Below are 17,814 nucleotides of genomic sequence, written 5' to 3'. Positions count from 1 at the left end.
GTTTTCAGGGATCGAAAACCGTCAGCTTGCTTCGCTTTGGAACCGCATCGGTGGGTTCGTTTACGAACATGGCGAGCAATTCTACCATTTTGAAGGCCTGCGCGCGTTCAAGCAGAAGTTCGATCCGGAATGGAGCCCGAATTATCTGGCCAGCCCCGGCGGGCTGGCCGCGCCCCGCATTCTGTATGAGGTCAATATCCTGATCTCGGGCGGATTGCGCGGGTTAACCAAGTAGCACTTAATTCAGGCTTGCGCGGGTTGGGGTTTTCTGCAGCAGATCGCCCCAGTCCGTGCGATAGGCCATCTCGGCCAGAACGGTTTCGGGCAGGAATTCCTGGTTTTGCCGGATCTGCCATCCGCCGCCCAGGCCCTTGTAAACCGCCACCAGATTGCTGGATACCTGCTGCCGTGCCTCGATCAGATTGGCCTGCGACCGCAATAGCGCGGTCTGGGTGTTCAGCACGCGCGAATAATCGGCAATGCCGTCTGTATACTGGCTGACGGCGATTTCGGCAGCTTTGCGTGAGGCCTCGACACTTTGTTGATAGAACCCGACCTGCTTACGTGCCTGCGCATAAGCGACCATGGCACTTTCAACTTCGGAATAAGCGGTCAGCACAGTGTTCTGATAATTCGCAATCAGCGCCTGATAAGCGGCGTCCTGCGCGCGAACATTGTTCTTGATGCGGCCATAGTTCAGCACATTCCAGACCACACCGGCACTGGCCAGACCGGTTGTGCTGCCACCGCTGAACAGATCGCGCCCGCCGGATGCCTGCAGCCCGATCGCGCCAGACAGGATGAATTGGGGATACAGGTCCGCCATCGCGATGCCCACTTGTGCCGATTGCGTGGCTGCCGCCAGTTCAGCCGCGCGCACATCCGGGCGGCGGCGTAGCAATTCAGCGGGAACGCCCACTGCCACATTTGCTCGGGCCGATGGAATGTGGCCGGAATTGCCCAACAGACCGGTCATGCGTGAAGGTGTCGTGCCCAACAACACCGCAAGCGCGTTCTTGGTCTGTTGCAAGTCGCTTTCCAGTTCGGGTACCAGCGCCTTAGTGTTGTTCAGCAGGGCGGTGGATTCCTGCACGTCCAGTTCCGTGGTGACGCCATTGTTAAACCGCAGCTGAGTCAGGTCTGCCGAATCCTGCTGCAATTTGATGTTCTCACGCGCAATTGCCAGCGTCTCTTGCAACGCCCGGATATTGACGTAAAGCGCGGCGACATCCCCGGTCAGCGTCACCAACGCGTCGTCGTAATTCGCCACTTGCAGGGCCAGATTGGATCGCGCGGCCTGAACGCCGCGCCGCTGCGCGCCCCAGACGTCCAACTCCCACTGGGCATCGAAGCCGACTTGCGAGGTCGAGAATTCGGTATCCAGCGGGATGACGCGATTGACATCCGAAATCGGCCCCAGATTGTCGCTGATCTGGCGCCGTTCAAGCGAGCCGCCAATGGCCTGCGACTGCGGGTAAAGCTCGCCAAAGGCGATACCCAGTTGTGCACGGGCCTGCAAAACCCGCGCGCCAGCGACCTGAAGTGTCAGGTTCTGGGCGTAGGCCTCGGCAATCAGTTTGTTGAGGGTAGGATCATTGAATGTTTGCCACCATTTCACGACAGGCGCACTGCGCGACGTCAGCCCGCTTTGACCGGCGCTGGGGTTGTTGACCTCAATCCACTGTTTCACGACCGGTGAGTTGGGGCGCACGAAATCCGGCCCAACGGGTGTGCAGGCCGCGAGAGTGGCGGCACAAATGGCGGTTCCCAACAACCTGCGGAGTGTCATGGCGCGCATCCTCAGATATCCAGAGGTCGGATGAAGTTGGCGAAGGAATAGAGACGGATGTTGATACGCCTCAGAAACTCAAAACTTTTGCCTTGGCCTGTATAGATCGCCACTGCGGCATGACCACCTGCTGGGAAAATGTGGTCTTCCGGAACATCGACGGTGATCTGGACCGCAATCCGACCGGGCAGTTTGGGCAGCTCGAAACCGGGCAGGCGGCCCGACGGGATGAGTTGCCCCTGCCGGGTGGCCCACCAGATCGCTTCGACCTTGCCCGTCAGGATTTCACCGGGATAAAGATCAAGTGCAACTTCGACCTCTTGCCCCGGCTCGACAAATTTCAGGTTCTGCTGGCGGAACGTGGCAAGGATATAAGGGCTTTCATCAGTCACAAAGCTGGCAATCGCACCCAATCGGACGTCACCGACTACCAATCCGGGGCGAGCCTGCTGTGAGACGATCATGCCATTTTCAGGCGCATAGATTGTTGTGTTTTCCAGAAAATATTCGGCTTCGGCCAATTGCGCCTGCGCCTGAAGGATGCCGGTGTTCACGCCGTCAATCTGCGATTCCAGCGCCAGCTGAGCCTTGGCCAGGTTCGCCTCGGCCTGTTTAACGGCGGCCTGATCTTCCGTCACCTGTTCGTTCCAACGGTCGAGGTCGTCCTGACGGGCACCTCCGGCGGGAACAAGGTTCTCATACCGCGCCTGTTGGGTTTGCGCATAAGCCAGTTGTGCATTGGCCCGTTCGACAGCTTCGGTCGACGCGATAACATCCTGTTCAAGGATTTTGGCATTCTGCGCTGCCGCCACCAACTGGGCCTGTGCATTATCGACCGCCAGCGAAAACACCGTATCGTCGAACCGATAAAGCGGATCGCCCTTTGTGACCGGTGTGTTCGGTTCAACAAGAACCTCGGACAGGATCGTCGGCTGTGTCAGCTTTGGGATGATCTGTATGGTCGAACGCACCACGTGGCTGTCTGCCGAAAACGGCTGAAAGAAGCGCAACGCCACAAGGAAGATCAGCAGCAGATGTGCGCCCACCCAGAACGAAACAATGCCCCAGGCAATGTTAAACTTCAGCCATTCCAGCTTGAAGAAAATGAGCCAGACGAAAATGATGTAGAACAGAGTGATGCCGAGGGCGACGAACATAGGTATTAGGGTCCTTCGGTCTTAACTGGGTTGTGTGTCGTCTGTGTCCAGACGATTCTGGTATTCGGGTTTGACCTTGCCGCCCAAGCGTTTGATTTCATCGCGAATGGCATCTTTTTCCTCGTCCGGGCCGCGGCGAATATCGACCGTGACGCCATCGTGAAAAGCCCACATGAAGGCGTGTACCCAGGGCACGACAGCCAAGAACCCCATCCATCCCATGATCTTTACAGCTTCGGCGTGGGGATGATTGCGTTTGATCGCGATCCGCCCCGGAAGGCCCATAATGAAAAGGAACAGCGCCATAACTGCTGCAAGCAGCAGGATCAGCGCGGCCAATGTCAGATAGTCATAATAGCCCAGCGGCTGGCCCAGTAGTCCCATGCGTGTGCCTCCATCAGGGGAAGGTTAGGGTATCCTCAGTCATTCGCTTTCAGTTCGTCAATCAACTTGTAGTCGGTGGGCGGGTCATCACAAATGCCCGGTCCGCATTCCAGCAGAGTTGAACCGGCGTTCAGCACGGCCAGTGCCAGCATGACAAAGAAGGCGGTTTTTGCCAGCTTGTTTCCCCCAAATCGTACCTCGCTGGTCGCGCCCGAGACATATTGGCGATCAAACAGCAGCATGAACGACGTACCCAGCAGGACTAGGAAAAAGGCGATGCCCGCCCAAGTGTAATAATGCAGCCCAAGAACGGGCGATCCATAGTGGCCGGTTCCCGGCACAATGTGCAACAGGATTTGCCGGATCGAAACACTGCCGCCATACAAAGCTGCAATCAGCATGATGGCATAGTGCTGCGGTCGCGCGCCATACAGCAGGTTCAAGCCCAGCCCGACGCCGACAGCAACAAAGCCGACACGCTGCAACAGGCAAAGCGGGCAAGGCAGTTCGTAAAGGAAAAGTTGATAAAAAAACGCCAGCGCCAGAACGAGACAGACGGCCAACATTCCGATCGCGTTAAATGTTCGTGACAGTTCAGGTGTCATGACGAGGCCCTCAAAGCTGAATTGTCAGCTGACTGGTGGCGTGGAATTTCAACCAGTAGACACTCAGGGCAATTGTAACAAAGAACAGCGCATTGCCTGCCTTCGTCATGTTGAAATAGTTGAGCCCCATCGTGGCGGTAAGTAGTGCAAATAAAAGCGCAATCATGGCCCGGTGCTCCCCTCCCGTGCACATATCTTTATGCAGACGATAGTGTCAGGCCGGGTGGCATCTGGCAAGCGACGTGGTAATTTTGAGACTATTCTTAATGTCCGCTAGTTACACAGTACGATGTCCGTTTGCCATTCCTGACTGCGCAGGTGCAGATCGCCAGGTAACGGCGCATCAGTGTAGATCGCGTCTATTTCAGCCAAGGAAGTGATGCGCGCCGGGGCCGAGCGGTGAAACTTTGAATGGTCGGCAACCAGAAAAGTTCGGCGTGCCTGCGCAATGATGGTCTGGCTGACTTGTACCTCCTGAAAGTCGAAGTCCAGAAGATCTCCGTCAGTGTCCAAAGCTGAACAGCCGATCACGGCAAGATCAAATTTGAATTGCCGAATGGTCGAAACAGTCAGGGTCCCGATCAACCCGCCGTCTGTGCGCCGCAGGACGCCTCCAGCCATGACGACCTCACAATCCGGGTTCTCAATCAGAATGTTTGCGACATTCATGTTGTTCGTCACAACCATCAGGTTCTTGTGGTGCAGCAATTGCCGCGCCACGGCCTCGGTTGAGGTCCCGATGTTCATGAAGATCGACGCACCGTCGGGGATATCGGTGGCGCAAGCCTGTGCAATACGGGTTTTGGCGTCGGAATTCAGGGCGCGGCGGTCTTCATATCCGATGTTGGAAACGCCCGAGCGCAGAACCGCGCCGCCATGCACCCGATCCAGTTTACCTGCCTCGGCCAGCTCGGTCAGGTCGCGCCGGATCGTCTGGACCGTGACACCAAATCTTTCGGCCAACCCGTCAACGGTGACGCGGCCTTCGGCCCCGGCAATGTCCAGAATGTCAGATTGGCGGAAAGACAGGGACATGGGTGTTTCCAGACTTGAAGTGTTTCTTTTCGTTTTTGTTCTTTCTGGCCGGTTTTGCAAGAACGGCATGCGAAAATTTCAGATCAGTGTTGTAAAACGAAAAAATTCGAACATAAACATTGACCATACGAAGGATGTTCTGGCAAATGCCTATCATCCATCCTGACAAGGAATCATTGGCATGCAGTCAGCGGACGTTCAGATAACGGACCTTTTTATCATCGGTGGCGGGATCAATGGTTGCGGCATCGCACGGGATGCTGCTGGCCGCGGGCTGTCAGTTGCTTTGGCAGAGATGAATGATCTGGCTTCAGCGACGTCATCAGCCTCGACCAAATTGTTTCATGGCGGGTTGCGCTATCTGGAATATTTCGAAATCCGTCTGGTCCGTGAGGCCCTGATCGAGCGTGAAACCCTGTTGCGCGCGATGCCGCATATCAGCTGGCCGATGCGCTTCGTGCTGCCATACCATAAGGACATGCGGTTTGACTCGGAAACGCCGACCTCACGGCTGCTCAGCACGGTCATGCCGTGGATGCGCGGGCGGCGTCCGGCCTGGCTGATCCGGTTGGGTTTGTTCATGTATGACAATCTGGGTGGTCGCAAAATTCTGCCGGGCACCACGTCGCTGAACCTGCGATCGGCTCCGGAAGGGGCCCCACTACAGGACAAATTCGAAACGGCTTATGAATATTCCGACTGCTGGGTCGAAGATTCGCGGTTGGTGGTCCTGAATGCCCGCGACGCCGAGGCGCGCGGTGCGCAGATCATGGTGCGAACCGAAGTGATTTCCGCCGAGCGGGTGGACGACCTTTGGCAGGTATTCATTCGCGATCGCGACGGCGGCGAAACCCGTCTTGTCCGGGCCAGAATGCTGATCAATGCAGGTGGCCCTTGGGTCGGGGACATCATCCAGTCCAAGATCCGTGTGAACTCACGCGAGGGTGTTCGGCTTGTTCGGGGCAGCCATATTGTGACACCCCGGCTGTATGACCACGACAAGTGCTATTTTTTTCAGGGCGAAGACGGCCGCATCATTTTCTCCATTCCTTACGAGCAGGATTTTACCCTGATCGGCACAACGGATCAGGATCACCCGGACCCTGACACGAAACCCGTCTGTACTGAGGCCGAGCAGGAGTATCTGTGCACTTTCGCATCGAAGTATTTCAAGCGCACTGTGACCCGCGAAGATGTTGTGTGGACCTATTCCGGTGTGCGGCCGCTTTATGACGACGGTGCCAGCAGTGCCACCGCTGCAACGCGGGACTACACGCTGAAAGTCGATGCGCAGGGTGGGGCGCCTGTATTGAACGTGTTTGGCGGCAAGATCACCACCTATCGACGGCTCGCGGAAAGTGCTCTGGAGAAGATTGGTGAATTCTTTCCGAATATGCCGGGCCCCTGGACCGCCGGTGTTGCGCTGCCGGGCGGTGACTTTCCGGTTGACGCTGTTGAAGCCCTGACTGATCAGCTTTTGGCCGCGTATCCGTTTCTGGGTGCCGCCTGGGCTACACGCCTAATCAGGGCCTATGGAACTGAAGCAGCAGATGTCCTTGGGGATGCGCAGCAGTTGTCTGATCTGGGCGAGGATTTTGGCGCAACACTGACCGCGCGGGAAGTCGCGTGGCTGATCGACAAGGAATATGCCAGAACCGCCGAAGATGTCGTCTGGCGGCGCAACAAGCTGGGCCTGCGAATGAGTGCCGAGCAGATCGCGCGGATCGACGGTTGGATGGCTGAACGGCGGATCAGCAGCACGGCCTGATCCATCTTTCTATCCTCTTGGCGGGTGATCCGTGTTGTGCTAGCCGTTGGTTACGGTCGGCAGACACCGAGGCGTCGCTGCTCTTACCCAGAGTGCTAAACCTGCCAGTGAATTTGAAACTATCGCAACCATCCGGGCGTTGTTTCGTCAAGTCAGCGACCAACGATCGCGAAAAACGCCCGATATGGATTTGTGATGAGCAAAACTCCTGTACCGTTGCACGCCGATGATCTGACCGGATTCGTGCGCACCTTGTCCCAACAACTTGGCGACTCCAGCCCGTCGCACCTGACCCTGATGAATATGGTCGCCCGTTCCGCCGGGTTTCAGAACGTGCAACATATGCGCGCCACCAGTGCCGCTGCCAGGCGGATTGAGGCCCGCCCGAAACAACTGGCTGCTGACATGCGTACGGTTGAGCGTACATTGCACCTGTTCGATGAGCAGGGCAGGCTTCGGCAATGGCCGTCAAAAAGATCTGTGCAGACTTTGTCCTTGTGGGGGCTCTGGTCTGCGGTACCGGCTGCTGCGGTGCTGCAAGAGGGTAACGTCAACGCGTTCCTCAATGCCGAACACTGTTTTGATGACCCTGCAACCCTGCGCCGGACCATGATCTCCTGTGGGCTGCTGACACGGAACCGGGATGGATCGGATTATCGCCGGGTCGAGCAGGCACCGACACCAGAGGCAAAGGTGGTGATCCGCGAAATCTCTGAACGGCGGCGGGGAAGATCAGACTAACGCCAGAAAAAGCCCCGCTGATGTGCGGGGCTTTGATTGGATCAGGCCGCTTCTTTTGACGGGCCGGGATCGTTTTTGCTGCCTTTCAGCCATTCGCGCATGCTTTGCATCAGGGCGTAGAGGACAGGCACCACGATTACGCCAACCAGCGTCGCGGCCAACATGCCACCGAACACGGCGACACCGATGGCTTTTTGGCTGGCCGCGCCCGCACCATTGGCAGCCAGCAGCGGTACGACCCCCAGCAGGAAAGACAGGGCGGTCATCATGACAGCGCGGAAACGCTGATGAGCGGCCTCGACGGCTGCTTCCTTGATCGATAGACCCTTGGCGCGTTGTTCCATTGCGAACTCAACGATCAGAATGCCGTTCTTCGAAGCCAGGCCCACCAGCATGATCATACCGATCTGCGTATAGAGGTTTATGTCACTGCCAACGATGGCAACCGCGGCCACCGCCCCGAACAGGGCCACGACCACTGACAGCAGGATCGAGACCGGCATAGTCCAGCTTTCATACTGTCCCACAAGAAACAGGTAACCGAATAGGATGGCCAGCCCCAGAATGATGATCACCAGGCTGCCGGACGCCAACTGTTGTTGTGCCGTCCCCGTCCATTCGAACGAGTATCCCGGCGGCAGGGCCGAAGCAGAAACCTCTGTCATCGCAGTGATCGCATCGCCGCTGGACAGGCCCGGTGCCGGTACTGCTGTCACAGTTGCCGACCGAAACAGGTTATGCCGTTTCAGCAGAACCGGCCCCAATACGTTTTCCACGTCAATCAGGGTACCCAGTGGCACCATGTCGCCCTTCTGTGAACGCACATAGAGGCTGGCAATGTCATCGACATTATCGCGATAGCTGCCTTCCGCCTGGATCATTACGCGATAGACGCGACCAAACAGGTTGAAGTCGTTGACATAATATGACCCCAGCTGGGCCTGCATGGTCTGGAAAATCTCAGCCACCGAGACGTCCAGCGTCTTGGCTTTCTCACGGTCCAGATCCACGAACAGCTGCGGAACATTGGCACGGAATGTGGTATAGGCCTGTCCGATCTCGGGTCGCTGGTTGGCCGAATAGACAAACGATCCCACAGCCGATGCCAAATCCTGCGGTGAACCGCCGCCGGTTTGCTGCACCTCCATCTCGACCCCGGCCGACATGCCGAGACCCTGAATTGGTGGCGGGTTGAAGGCAACGGTCGAGGCTGCGGTCTCATTATTCGCGATGGCCAGCACCTTAGCCAAAATGGCTTCGGCGCTCAGGTCTTCCTCCTGCCGTTCGCTCCAGTTGTCGAGGTTCACGAAGATCGCAGCGCCGTTGGTGATTGTGCCGTTCAGCAATGAGAAGCCATTGATCAGAACGGTGCTGGACACACCCGGGATCTCGCGTATCTGGTCATCAAGGCGCTTTGTCACGGCCTCGGTCCGTTCCAGCGTCGCGGCGTCAGGCAGTTGCACGTCAACAAAGAGATAACCATTGTCTTCCAGCGGGATAAACCCAGCTGACGTGTTCGACATGATTGCCCCTGTTCCCAGGCCGAGCCCAACCACGATGGCCAGCGCGATAGCCGGAAAGACAAGCAGTTTGCGAACAATGGCGACATAGCCATTGCGAACGCCACCAATGAGATTTTCGAACAGCGCAAGCAGCCCCTTGGGTGGCCCCGAGCGGGCCTTAAGGACCAGCCCACACAGAGCGGGCGACAGTGTCAGCGCGTTGATGGATGAGATTACAACAGCGGTCGAGATCGTAACAGCGAACTGAGAGTACAGCCGCCCTGAGATACCCGGCATGAAGGTCACCGGTACGAACACCGCCAACAGAACCAGTGTGGTCGCGATGACGGGGCCGGTGATCTGCCCCATAGCCTTACGGGTGGCTTCGGCTGGGGGCAGCCCCTCATCAGCGATGATGCGCTCGACGTTTTCGACCACGACAATGGCGTCATCGACCACGATGCCGATGGCCAAAACCAGCGCAAACAGCGAGATCGTGTTCAACGACATGCCGAAGGCCAGCAAGAAAGCAAACGTGCCGATCAGTGAGACCGGGATGGCAACCGCCGGAATGATCGTCGCGCGCCAACTTCCCAGGAACACAAAAACGACCGAGATCACGAGGGTAAAGGTCAGGATCAGTGTCGATACGACGTCATTCAAAGAAGCTTCGACAAAGTCTGTCGTGTTAAAGGGGACATCATACTCCACATCCGTCGGGAATGCGCGGGACAGCCGCTCCAGTTCCGCCTGCACGCGCTCTGAAACGGCCAGGGCGTTTGCGCCGGGGGCCTGATAGATACCGATCACGGTGGCGGGCACGGACTGAAAATAACCGGACGCCGAGTAAAACTGTGCACCAAGCTCAACCCGGGCGATATCCCTTACGCGGACAATTGCGCCGGCGTCTCCGGTACGGATCACGATGTTGCCAAATTCTTCGGCTGACGTCAGTCGCCCTTTGGACTTGATCGTGTATTGAAAGGTCTGGCCTTCTGGAACAGGCGGTGCACCAATCGAGCCTGCGGACACTTCGATATTCTGTTCGCGGATCGCGTTGATCACATCGCCTGGTGTGATGGACAGGGCTGCCATCTTGTCCGGGTCCATCCAGACCCGCATGGCATATTCAAGGTTGGTCAGAACATCAGCCTTACCCACGCCCTGCACACGCGCCAGCGCATCGCGCAGGTTGATCGAGGCATAGTTGGAAAGAAACACGCTGTCATAGGTGCCGTTGGGCGAGGTCAGCGTGACCAGCATCAGCATGTTGGTCGACGATTTTTGTGTAACAACGCCCGAAGATGTCACTTCGGCGGGCAACGACGACATTGCCTGTGCCACCCGGTTCTGCACGTTGACCGAGGCGATATCGGGGTCGGTGCCAACTTCGAAGGTTACGTCCAATGAATACGAGCCGTTGTCAGACGATCTGGACGTCATGTAGATCATGTCGTCCACACCGTTGACCTGCGCCTCGATCGGTGCGGCAACAGTGTTTTCCACTGTTTCCGCATTTGCGCCGGTATATTTGGTGGATACGTTGACGACGGGCGGGGTAATGTCAGGGAACTGCGCGACCGGCAGCACCAGATAGCCGATGCCACCCATGATGGTCAGTACCAGCGAGATGACAAACGCCAGCTTTGGCCGGCTAATGAACAGGGCTGAGAACATCGTTTATTCTCCCGGCTGTTCAGAAGCGACGACCGCGTCAACGGCCACGCCGGGGCGGACCCGTTGCAGGCCCTCGACAATCACGCTTTCGCCCTCACGCAAGCCTTCCGTAACGATGATGGCAGTACCTTCCGTATTGCCTGTGGTGATGTATCGCTGCTCCACCATCTGTTTGTCGTTTACTACAAGAACAAAGTCACCACGCTGGTCGCGTTGCAGTGCAGCTTGCGGCACCAGAACTTGCAGGGTTGGTTGCAGCGCTTCAATCTGCACGTTCACGAATGCACCATCCAGGATCAAACGGTCGGCATTTTCGAACTGGGCGCGCATTGTGATCGCACCGGTCAACGGGTCGATACGATTGTCAACGAATACGATCCTGCCCGTTTCATCCAACTTGGTTCCATTTGGCAGCGTGATATGCACATTGGGGCTTTGCGGGCTGTCAGCAAGAGAGGCGGAATTTGCGCCAACGGTCTGAAGAACCGAAGTGAAGATTTTTTCGTTGAGCGAGAAATTCACATAGATCGGCGTCTCGCTGACAATGTTCACCAGCGGGGGGTTGGTCGGGCCTACCACATCGCCGACACTGGTGGTGATGCTGCCGATACGCCCATCAAAAGGCGCGTGGATCTGTGTATAGCTGAGGTCCAGTTCGGCCTGCTGGATCGCTGCATTTGCGGCCTTGACCTGAGCCTCGGCGACCAGTTCGTTTGCCCGCGCGATGTCACGTTCGGATTCAGGTGTCGCGTCGCGCTTGTAAAGCTCTTCCTTACGCGCCAGGTCAACCTTGGCCAACTCAAGATTTGCCTCGGCCCGGTTCAGATCAGCTTTTCGGGCCTCCAATGTCGCTTCGTAAAGGTCCGGTTCGATGGTGAACAACAGGTCGCCTTCTTTGACCGTTGCCCCATCCTCGACATTTCGGCTGTTGAGAAAACCGTTCACGCGGGCGACGATGTCGACCTTATTGATCGCCTGAGCGCGCCCTATGAAGGAAGCCTCGTCGGTGATTTCTTCGGTGTAGGCGGCCGCAATCGTAACTTTCGGTGCCGCTCCTTCGTCCTGTGCAGTTGCAGGTTGGGCCAGTCCCAGGGATATCAGCAATAATGCGGTGGCAATTGGATTGCGGGCCTGAGTTGGAAAAGGGAAAACTTGGGACATGGCGAAAGCCTCGTGCATTTCAGAAACAATTGGTGTCCATCCCGGCGGTCACAATCGCGCGAGTCGACAAAACTTGTTTGCAGGATGGCTTGTTTACCACGATTTCTCAAGCGCGATGAATCCCGAGGTGGTTCGCGATGACGCCAAAAATTTCAGCAACTAAGCTGGTTTAGGTGTCGGCCCGTTCCGAGGTGCCGAACGAAAACAGGGGCCAACGGCCCCCGTTTGAGCTTCCGAATATCTGGGTGGTCAGCCGCGTTTACCGGCGAATTTTGCCTGCCATTCTTCGCGCTGTTCGTCTGTGATCTTGGCGAACAGAACGTCTGGCACGGTAAAGTCGTGACCCGCGGGTAGCGCGTTCAACGCTGCGGCTACGTCTTCCGGCCAGCTGGTATCAAGCGTGTTCATGGCGCTTAGCATCTTGGCCGCAGCATCAGGGATGAACGGCGCGCTGAGCACGGCATAGAACCGGATCAGGTTCAGACCCAGACGCACCTGTGCAGCGGCTTGTTCGGGGTCTTCCTTGAAGGTTGACCACGGCGCCGCAGCTTGCAGGAATTCATTGCCAGCCACCCAGATGGCCCGCAGCTCCTGAGCCGATTTGCGGACGTCCATTGCTTCCATATGCGCCTCATAGGCGCGGACACGTTTGGTAAGTTCATCGATCAGAGCGTTCTCACGCTCGCCAAACTCACCGCCTTCGGGCACCACCTCACCGAATTTCGAGCGGCAGAACTTAGTGATGCGGCTGACGAAGTTGCCCAGAACATCGGCCAGATCCTTGTTCACGGATTGTTGGAAGTTCTCCCACGTGAACTCGCTGTCGCTGCTTTCCGGTGCATGGCTCAGCAGCCACCACCGCCAGTAGTCAGCTGGAAGAATCTCGAGCGCCTGATCCATGAAAACGCCACGACCCTGCGAGGTCGAGAACTGGCCGCCGTCGTAGTTTAGATAGTTGAAGGATTTCAGGTGGTCGACCATTTTCCACGGCTCGCCCGACCCGAGAATGGTGGCGGGGAAAGAAAGCGTGTGAAACGGCACGTTGTCCTTGCCCATGAACTGGACATAGCGCACATCGTTCGCGCCCTTGTCGGTGCGCCACCAGCGTTCCCACTCGGAATCGGGTTTCCCAGTGGAATCCGCCCATTCCTTGGCACAGGCGATGTATTCAATCGGCGCGTCGAACCAGACATAGAAGACCTTGCCTTCCATACCGGGCCAGTCCTGATCGCCTTTCTTGACCGGAACACCCCAGTCCAGATCGCGGGTGATCCCCCGGTCTTGCAACCCGTCGCCATCATGCAGCCACTTCTTGGCAATGGATGTGGTCAGGATCGGCCAGTCGGTTTTGCTGTCAATCCAGGCATCCAACTGATCCTTCATTGCCGATTGGCGCAGATAGAGGTGCTTGGTCTCACACACTTCCAGATCGGTCGAGCCCGAAATGGCCGAGCGCGGTTCAATCAGGTCGGTTGGATCCAACTGCTTGGTGCAGTTTTCACACTGGTCGCCACGTGCGTTCTCATACCCGCAATTGGGGCAGGTGCCCTCGATATAGCGGTCGGGAAGAAAACGACCATCCGCGTTGGAATAGATTTGCTTTTCCGTGACTTCACGGATCAACCCGGCCTCATCCAGTTTCCCGGCGAAATGTTGGGTCAGCTTTTTGTTCTGCTCGCTGGATGAACGGCCAAAGTGATCAAAGCTCATCCCAAAACGCTTGGCGATGTCGGCCTGAATTTCGTACATGTCCGCGCAATACTCGGCCACAGGCTTTCCAGCTTTAGCAGCGGCCAGTTCGGCCGGGGTGCCGTGTTCGTCGGTGGCACACAGGAACATGACCTCGTTCCCCCGGCCACGCTGATAGCGTGCATACAAATCGGCAGGCAGTTGCGAGCCGATCAGGTTGCCGAGGTGCTTGATCCCATTGATGTATGGGATTGCCGAGGTGATGAGAATCCGAGCCATATTCCGTTTCCGCATATCTAACTGCGCGTTCGTCTAACCTATGTCACCGCTCAGCAAAAGCCCGGTTTCGTAGATGACTGGAATAACTCTGATTTGTGACGCGCCCCTGATGGGACGACCAAGCCGCCGATGGCCGTTGTAAACCGGTCAGATTGTAGTCAGCCAATTCGCAGACTCTCCGCAATGCAGGGCTGCGGGCTCGCTTTTCATTCCTCGCGGGCGCGTTTCAGCAACCTTCCGACCGTAAAGGATGTACGCGGTGCGTAGACGTAATTGGTTCTTTCCGCGGGTGTTGGACGCGACCGCATTCGGGCCAGGCCGAAGCCGATCAGGAATACGTGGCCGACCGCGACAAATGCAAACAGCGCGCTGGGTCCAAAATCCTGGATCAGTGTTGATGTGATATAGGGTGACGCAATTGCCCCCAGCGCGTACCAGAACATCAGGGCGGCAGACAACTCGACCCTCTGCTCGGTTGTCGCAAAATCGTTGGCATGTGCGGATGACACCGAAAAGATCGGGAATGTCGTAAACCCAAAAAGCCCTGCTGCCAGCATGACACCGACAGTTCCCGTGTCGCTTGCCGCCATTGTGACCCCGCAGCTTAGTACCGCCGCGACCGAAAGCCAGATCAAGACCCAGCGCCGATCATACTTGTCAGCGAGCCACCCCATCGGATACTGCGCCAGTGCCCCGCCCAGAACGAAAGAAGCTAGGAAGAAGGCGATTTGATCCACTCCCAGCCCGACTTCCTGACCGTAGACGGGCCCGACCATTCGGAAAGATGCTGAGCTGAGTGCCGAAACAATGACGCCCGCTACGGCCAACGGCGAACTGTGCCACGCCAGTTTCGGGCGCAGGCGGGGGGCGTCAGGCGTCTTCGGTTGACTTGCGCGTGTCAGCGTCAGCGGCAGCAACGAGGCGCAGCACAGGATCGCCAAGAGGTTGTAGGATACATACGAGGCGGGTGGCAGGACGGCGATGATCAACTGAGCACTCAGCGAGGCACCCATATCGACGATGCGATAGGTGCCCATGGCTCGTCCACGTGTCTCATTGGTTACTTTTGCATTCAGCCAGGCTTCGATGACGGTATAACAGCCTGCCACACATGTGCCCGAGGCGATGCGCAGCGCCGCCCATACATAAGGATTGTCTGTCAGGGTGTGGCCGATCAACCCCATCGCGCCCAGCGCTGTGCATACGGCAAATGCGCGGGAATGCCCGACGCTGCCCATCAGTCGCGGCGCCCACCAGCAACCTATGAAAAAGCCAAGAAAATGCGCCGAACCCAGCATACCGATCTGTTCGGTCGAAAAGCTTAACGTGATCCCGGAGATGGCATCCAGTGGCCCGACGCCGCCTGTTGAAAGCTGAAGCAGAATGACCGACAGAAACAGGGCGGCAAATGAAATGATCGTGCGCATGGTTTTCTCAGATAGGCGGCGTCACCGGACAATGCGCGCAACTATTCGACTTTATCCAGTCGTTTTTTGCTTTTTGTCAGTCAGGTTGCTCGAATGATCTCGGCACGAATGTCCAGCCCAACATGTTGTCCTACCAGATCGGGATAACCCGAGGCACCGAAATCGTGCCGGTTCAAAGTCCCGGTCAAACCTATGGACAGGCGGCTCAGGTCGTTCGCGGCTGTACCAGGCTGGCGGTACAGGTTGGCCTCCAAGGTGACCGGGCGCGTGATACCGCGAACTGTCAGTTCACCTGTGATGCGGGCACCATCCGATATGCGCCCATCCGCCCCCAATTGAATGTCAGTCGATACGAACTGAATTGTCGGATAGGTTTCGGCGTCCAATACACTGGGGCCGAGCATCGGCATGCGGGCAAAGGGCAAGCGGGTTCTGGCCTTGGTAACGTCCAGCACCACCGTGACCCGGCTGTTTTGCAGGCGTTGCGTGTCAATTTCCACGTTCGCGTCCCGGATCGGCATTGATCCGGTCTGGGGAATGCCGGAGAGGTCAAAGGTAGAACCGACCCGGGTGCCGTTCGGTGACAAATTGTATGGCTTCAAGGCGGCCTGCACCGTATTCGCCAAAGGCAGAGCCGCCATCCCCGTAAGTACGAAGCGGCGGGTCAGGTGTGTCATGCCATGACCGTGTCCCGTCTGGGGCGGGATCTTTTGATCAACATCAGAACGATGGCAATGTTCAAGCCGTTCCAAAGAATGCCGTTGACGAAAGCCAGTTGGTAACTTCCGGTGACATCGTAAATCCAGCCTGACATCCAGCCACCAAGCGCCATGCCAAGAATTGTCATCATCATGACGAATCCGACTCGCGCGCCGGCTTCTTGCGGCGGCATGTATTCGCGGACAACCAAAGCGTAGCTGGGCACGATGCCACCCTGCGCCAGACCGAATAGCAAGCTGATCACATAAAGTGAGACCATCCCGTCATACGGCAGGAACAGGAACAGCGCGATGCACTGCAATACAGAGCCGATCAGAAGTGTCATGACGCCACCGAGACGGTCGGCCAACAGGCCCGAGACGATACGGCTGGCGACGCCGCCCAGTAGCATCAGCGATAGCATCTCAGCCCCCACTGCGGGGCCGTATCCCAGCCCGACGCAATACGACACGATATGGACCTGTGGCATGGACATCGCTACGCAACATCCAATGCCGGCCAGACCAAGAATGTACTGTAACACGCGTGGTGAAACACCGACACTGTGTGCGTTGATCCGGGCTGTGGCCGCGGCTGTGTTGTGCGCTTCGATTGGGACCTTGCGGCGCAACAACAAGGACAGGGGGATGACAACCAGCAACGTCAGAGCCGCCAATGTCAGATAGACCTGTTGCCAGCCGTCGCGTGCCAGAATACCGGACAGCAGAGTAGGCCAGATTGCCCCAGACAGGTAATTCCCGCTGGCCACCAGTGCGACGGCGATTCCACGCCGTTTCATGAACCAGTGCGAGATATCGGCGATCAAGGGCCCAAATCCGATCGATGTTCCCAGCCCGACCAGCAGATGCGCCGCGGATAGTAGCGTTATATTCGGGGCCAGCGTTGCCAATAGATAACTGAAGGCGCTTAAAACAGCAGCGCCGATCAGGGCGCGTGTCACACCCAGCCGGTCCACCAGTTGCCCCAGCCACATATTGCCCAGCGCAAATCCAATCATCGTAAGTGTATATGGCATCGAGGCTTCGGCGCGACCGGCGCTGAATTCTGCTTCGACGGCGGGCATGACCACGATTACAGCCCACATTCCCACATTCGCCACAGTTGCGATGGCGAGCGTGATCAGAAGGCGTATCCAGGAATAGCGGCTGTCATGGATCGGATGGCTCATGCGGCGACGCTAGGGTGCGATCCGGAGTTTGGCCAGTCACATCTTGCGTGATCCTTGCGGCTTCACGTCAGAATGTCCTCTGTTTCAATGCGTTTCAGGTGCAGACCGGTGCGGGCAGCGGTCTGAGTGGCTTGCCAGCTGACCGGGGGCAGGGCGCGGGCGCGGCGGCGGGTCAGGGTCCAGTGCCTGGCATCCCCCTGATGGGCGGCGGCTATGTGCCAGCGTGTCTCAACCCCTTGTGCGCCGCCATCACCGGGCGTCAGCAGCAGGCCAAGCGGGGCATGGCCCATCGTGCCGCCTTGTTCTGCGGCCAGATGCATCCGCCGCACTGGTGTCAGCCCCGGCGCGCCGGGCAGGTCGCCTATGATCAGCGGGATGGCTCCGCTGCGCAGCGCCTCTTCAATACACCATAGCAGATCTTCGGCGCGGGTGGGATGGACGAACAGAAAACGCGCCGGATCAGCAAAGGCCATCATTCCGTCGGGATTCAGTTGGGCGGGCTCCCACGCGGGGGAAATCCACAGCACGGGCCCCTGTGTCTGACCGGCCAGCCAGATGGCAAAGCTGCGCCGGGCGGGGCCGCAAGCCTCGTGCATGCGGCCCGGTTGCAGGGTGATCTGCGAATGGAGATTTACCCCCGGTACCTGACGCGCAGGTTTGTGGCCAAGAAGCTGAGCAGACATGCCTGCAAGCTATCATGTTCCACTTTTGT

The 17,814-nt window shown here is 57.6% G+C and carries 16 protein-coding genes; 3 read left to right on the top strand and 13 right to left on the bottom strand.

Annotated elements, in window-relative coordinates; genetic code table 11:
* The coding region (locus AC2FLZ_RS13375) for a phosphatidylglycerol lysyltransferase domain-containing protein (protein ID WP_496882266.1) at positions 1–235 on the top strand (235 nt) is incomplete at its 5' end.
* A gap of 3 nt (positions 236–238) precedes the next feature.
* On the opposite strand, the gene AC2FLZ_RS13370 is transcribed toward AC2FLZ_RS13375, so the two are convergent.
* The 6 genes from AC2FLZ_RS13370 to AC2FLZ_RS13345 all read right to left on the bottom strand — a co-directional run bounded on the left by AC2FLZ_RS13370 (position 239) and on the right by AC2FLZ_RS13345 (position 4,970).
* The gene (locus AC2FLZ_RS13370; RefSeq protein ID WP_480472349.1) at positions 239–1,789 is read right to left on the bottom strand and encodes an efflux transporter outer membrane subunit; all 1,551 of its coding nucleotides are present in this window, start codon (positions 1,787–1,789) and stop codon (positions 239–241) included.
* A gap of 11 nt (positions 1,790–1,800) precedes the next feature.
* Positions 1,801–2,946: an HlyD family secretion protein gene (locus AC2FLZ_RS13365; protein WP_480493357.1), complete on the bottom strand. Its 1,146-nt coding sequence runs from the start codon at positions 2,944–2,946 to the stop codon at positions 1,801–1,803.
* A gap of 21 nt (positions 2,947–2,967) precedes the next feature.
* A complete protein-coding gene (locus AC2FLZ_RS13360; RefSeq protein WP_480493356.1) occupies positions 2,968–3,330 on the bottom strand; it encodes a DUF3302 domain-containing protein in 363 nt (120 codons plus the stop codon).
* Positions 3,331–3,365: 35 nt separating this feature from the next.
* Positions 3,366–3,935: a disulfide bond formation protein B gene (locus tag AC2FLZ_RS13355; protein WP_480516744.1), complete on the bottom strand. Its 570-nt coding sequence runs from the start codon at positions 3,933–3,935 to the stop codon at positions 3,366–3,368.
* Positions 3,936–3,945: 10 nt separating this feature from the next.
* Positions 3,946–4,101, bottom strand: coding sequence for a DUF5993 family protein (locus AC2FLZ_RS13350; RefSeq protein WP_480493354.1), 156 nt, complete (start codon positions 4,099–4,101; stop codon positions 3,946–3,948).
* 107 nt (positions 4,102–4,208) lie between these two features.
* Positions 4,209–4,970 (bottom strand): DeoR/GlpR family DNA-binding transcription regulator, encoded by a 762-nt coding sequence (locus AC2FLZ_RS13345; protein ID WP_480493353.1) that lies wholly within the window; start codon positions 4,968–4,970, stop codon positions 4,209–4,211.
* Between the two features lie 181 nt (positions 4,971–5,151).
* On the opposite strand from AC2FLZ_RS13345, the gene glpD reads away from it, so the two are divergent.
* Positions 5,152–6,738 (top strand): glycerol-3-phosphate dehydrogenase, encoded by a 1,587-nt coding sequence (gene glpD, locus AC2FLZ_RS13340; RefSeq protein WP_496882265.1) that lies wholly within the window; start codon positions 5,152–5,154, stop codon positions 6,736–6,738.
* 195 nt (positions 6,739–6,933) lie between these two features.
* Positions 6,934–7,479 (top strand): DUF2087 domain-containing protein, encoded by a 546-nt coding sequence (locus AC2FLZ_RS13335; RefSeq protein ID WP_496882264.1) that lies wholly within the window; start codon positions 6,934–6,936, stop codon positions 7,477–7,479.
* 41 nt (positions 7,480–7,520) lie between these two features.
* On the opposite strand, the gene AC2FLZ_RS13330 is transcribed toward AC2FLZ_RS13335, so the two are convergent.
* The 7 genes from AC2FLZ_RS13330 to AC2FLZ_RS13300 all read right to left on the bottom strand — a co-directional run bounded on the left by AC2FLZ_RS13330 (position 7,521) and on the right by AC2FLZ_RS13300 (position 17,785).
* On the bottom strand, positions 7,521–10,658 hold the full coding sequence (locus AC2FLZ_RS13330; RefSeq protein ID WP_480553306.1) for an efflux RND transporter permease subunit: 3,138 nt from the start codon (positions 10,656–10,658) through the stop codon (positions 7,521–7,523).
* 3 nt (positions 10,659–10,661) lie between these two features.
* Positions 10,662–11,819, bottom strand: a complete 1,158-nt coding sequence (locus AC2FLZ_RS13325; protein ID WP_480516752.1) for an efflux RND transporter periplasmic adaptor subunit — start codon at positions 11,817–11,819, stop codon at positions 10,662–10,664.
* 249 nt (positions 11,820–12,068) lie between these two features.
* On the bottom strand, positions 12,069–13,787 hold the full coding sequence (gene metG / locus AC2FLZ_RS13320; protein ID WP_496882263.1) for a methionine--tRNA ligase: 1,719 nt from the start codon (positions 13,785–13,787) through the stop codon (positions 12,069–12,071).
* A gap of 206 nt (positions 13,788–13,993) precedes the next feature.
* On the bottom strand, positions 13,994–15,214 hold the full coding sequence (locus AC2FLZ_RS13315) for an MFS transporter (RefSeq protein WP_480472365.1): 1,221 nt from the start codon (positions 15,212–15,214) through the stop codon (positions 13,994–13,996).
* An 80-nt stretch (positions 15,215–15,294) separates the two neighbouring features.
* On the bottom strand, positions 15,295–15,891 hold the full coding sequence (locus tag AC2FLZ_RS13310; protein ID WP_496882262.1) for a YceI family protein: 597 nt from the start codon (positions 15,889–15,891) through the stop codon (positions 15,295–15,297).
* On the bottom strand, positions 15,888–17,102 hold the full coding sequence (locus AC2FLZ_RS13305) for an MFS transporter (protein ID WP_496808572.1): 1,215 nt from the start codon (positions 17,100–17,102) through the stop codon (positions 15,888–15,890). The genes AC2FLZ_RS13310 and AC2FLZ_RS13305 overlap by 4 nt, the downstream gene beginning before the upstream one ends.
* A 62-nt stretch (positions 17,103–17,164) precedes the next feature.
* Entirely contained in the window at positions 17,165–17,785 is a 621-nt protein-coding gene (locus AC2FLZ_RS13300) for an ImuA family protein (protein WP_480553311.1), read from the bottom strand.
* Positions 17,786–17,814 lie beyond the last annotated feature (29 nt).

It is taken from the genome of Ruegeria sp. YKSF131, from assembly GCF_059612645.1.
Note: the sequence above shows the minus strand (reverse complement) of the source record. Positions and strands in the feature narration are given on the sequence as shown.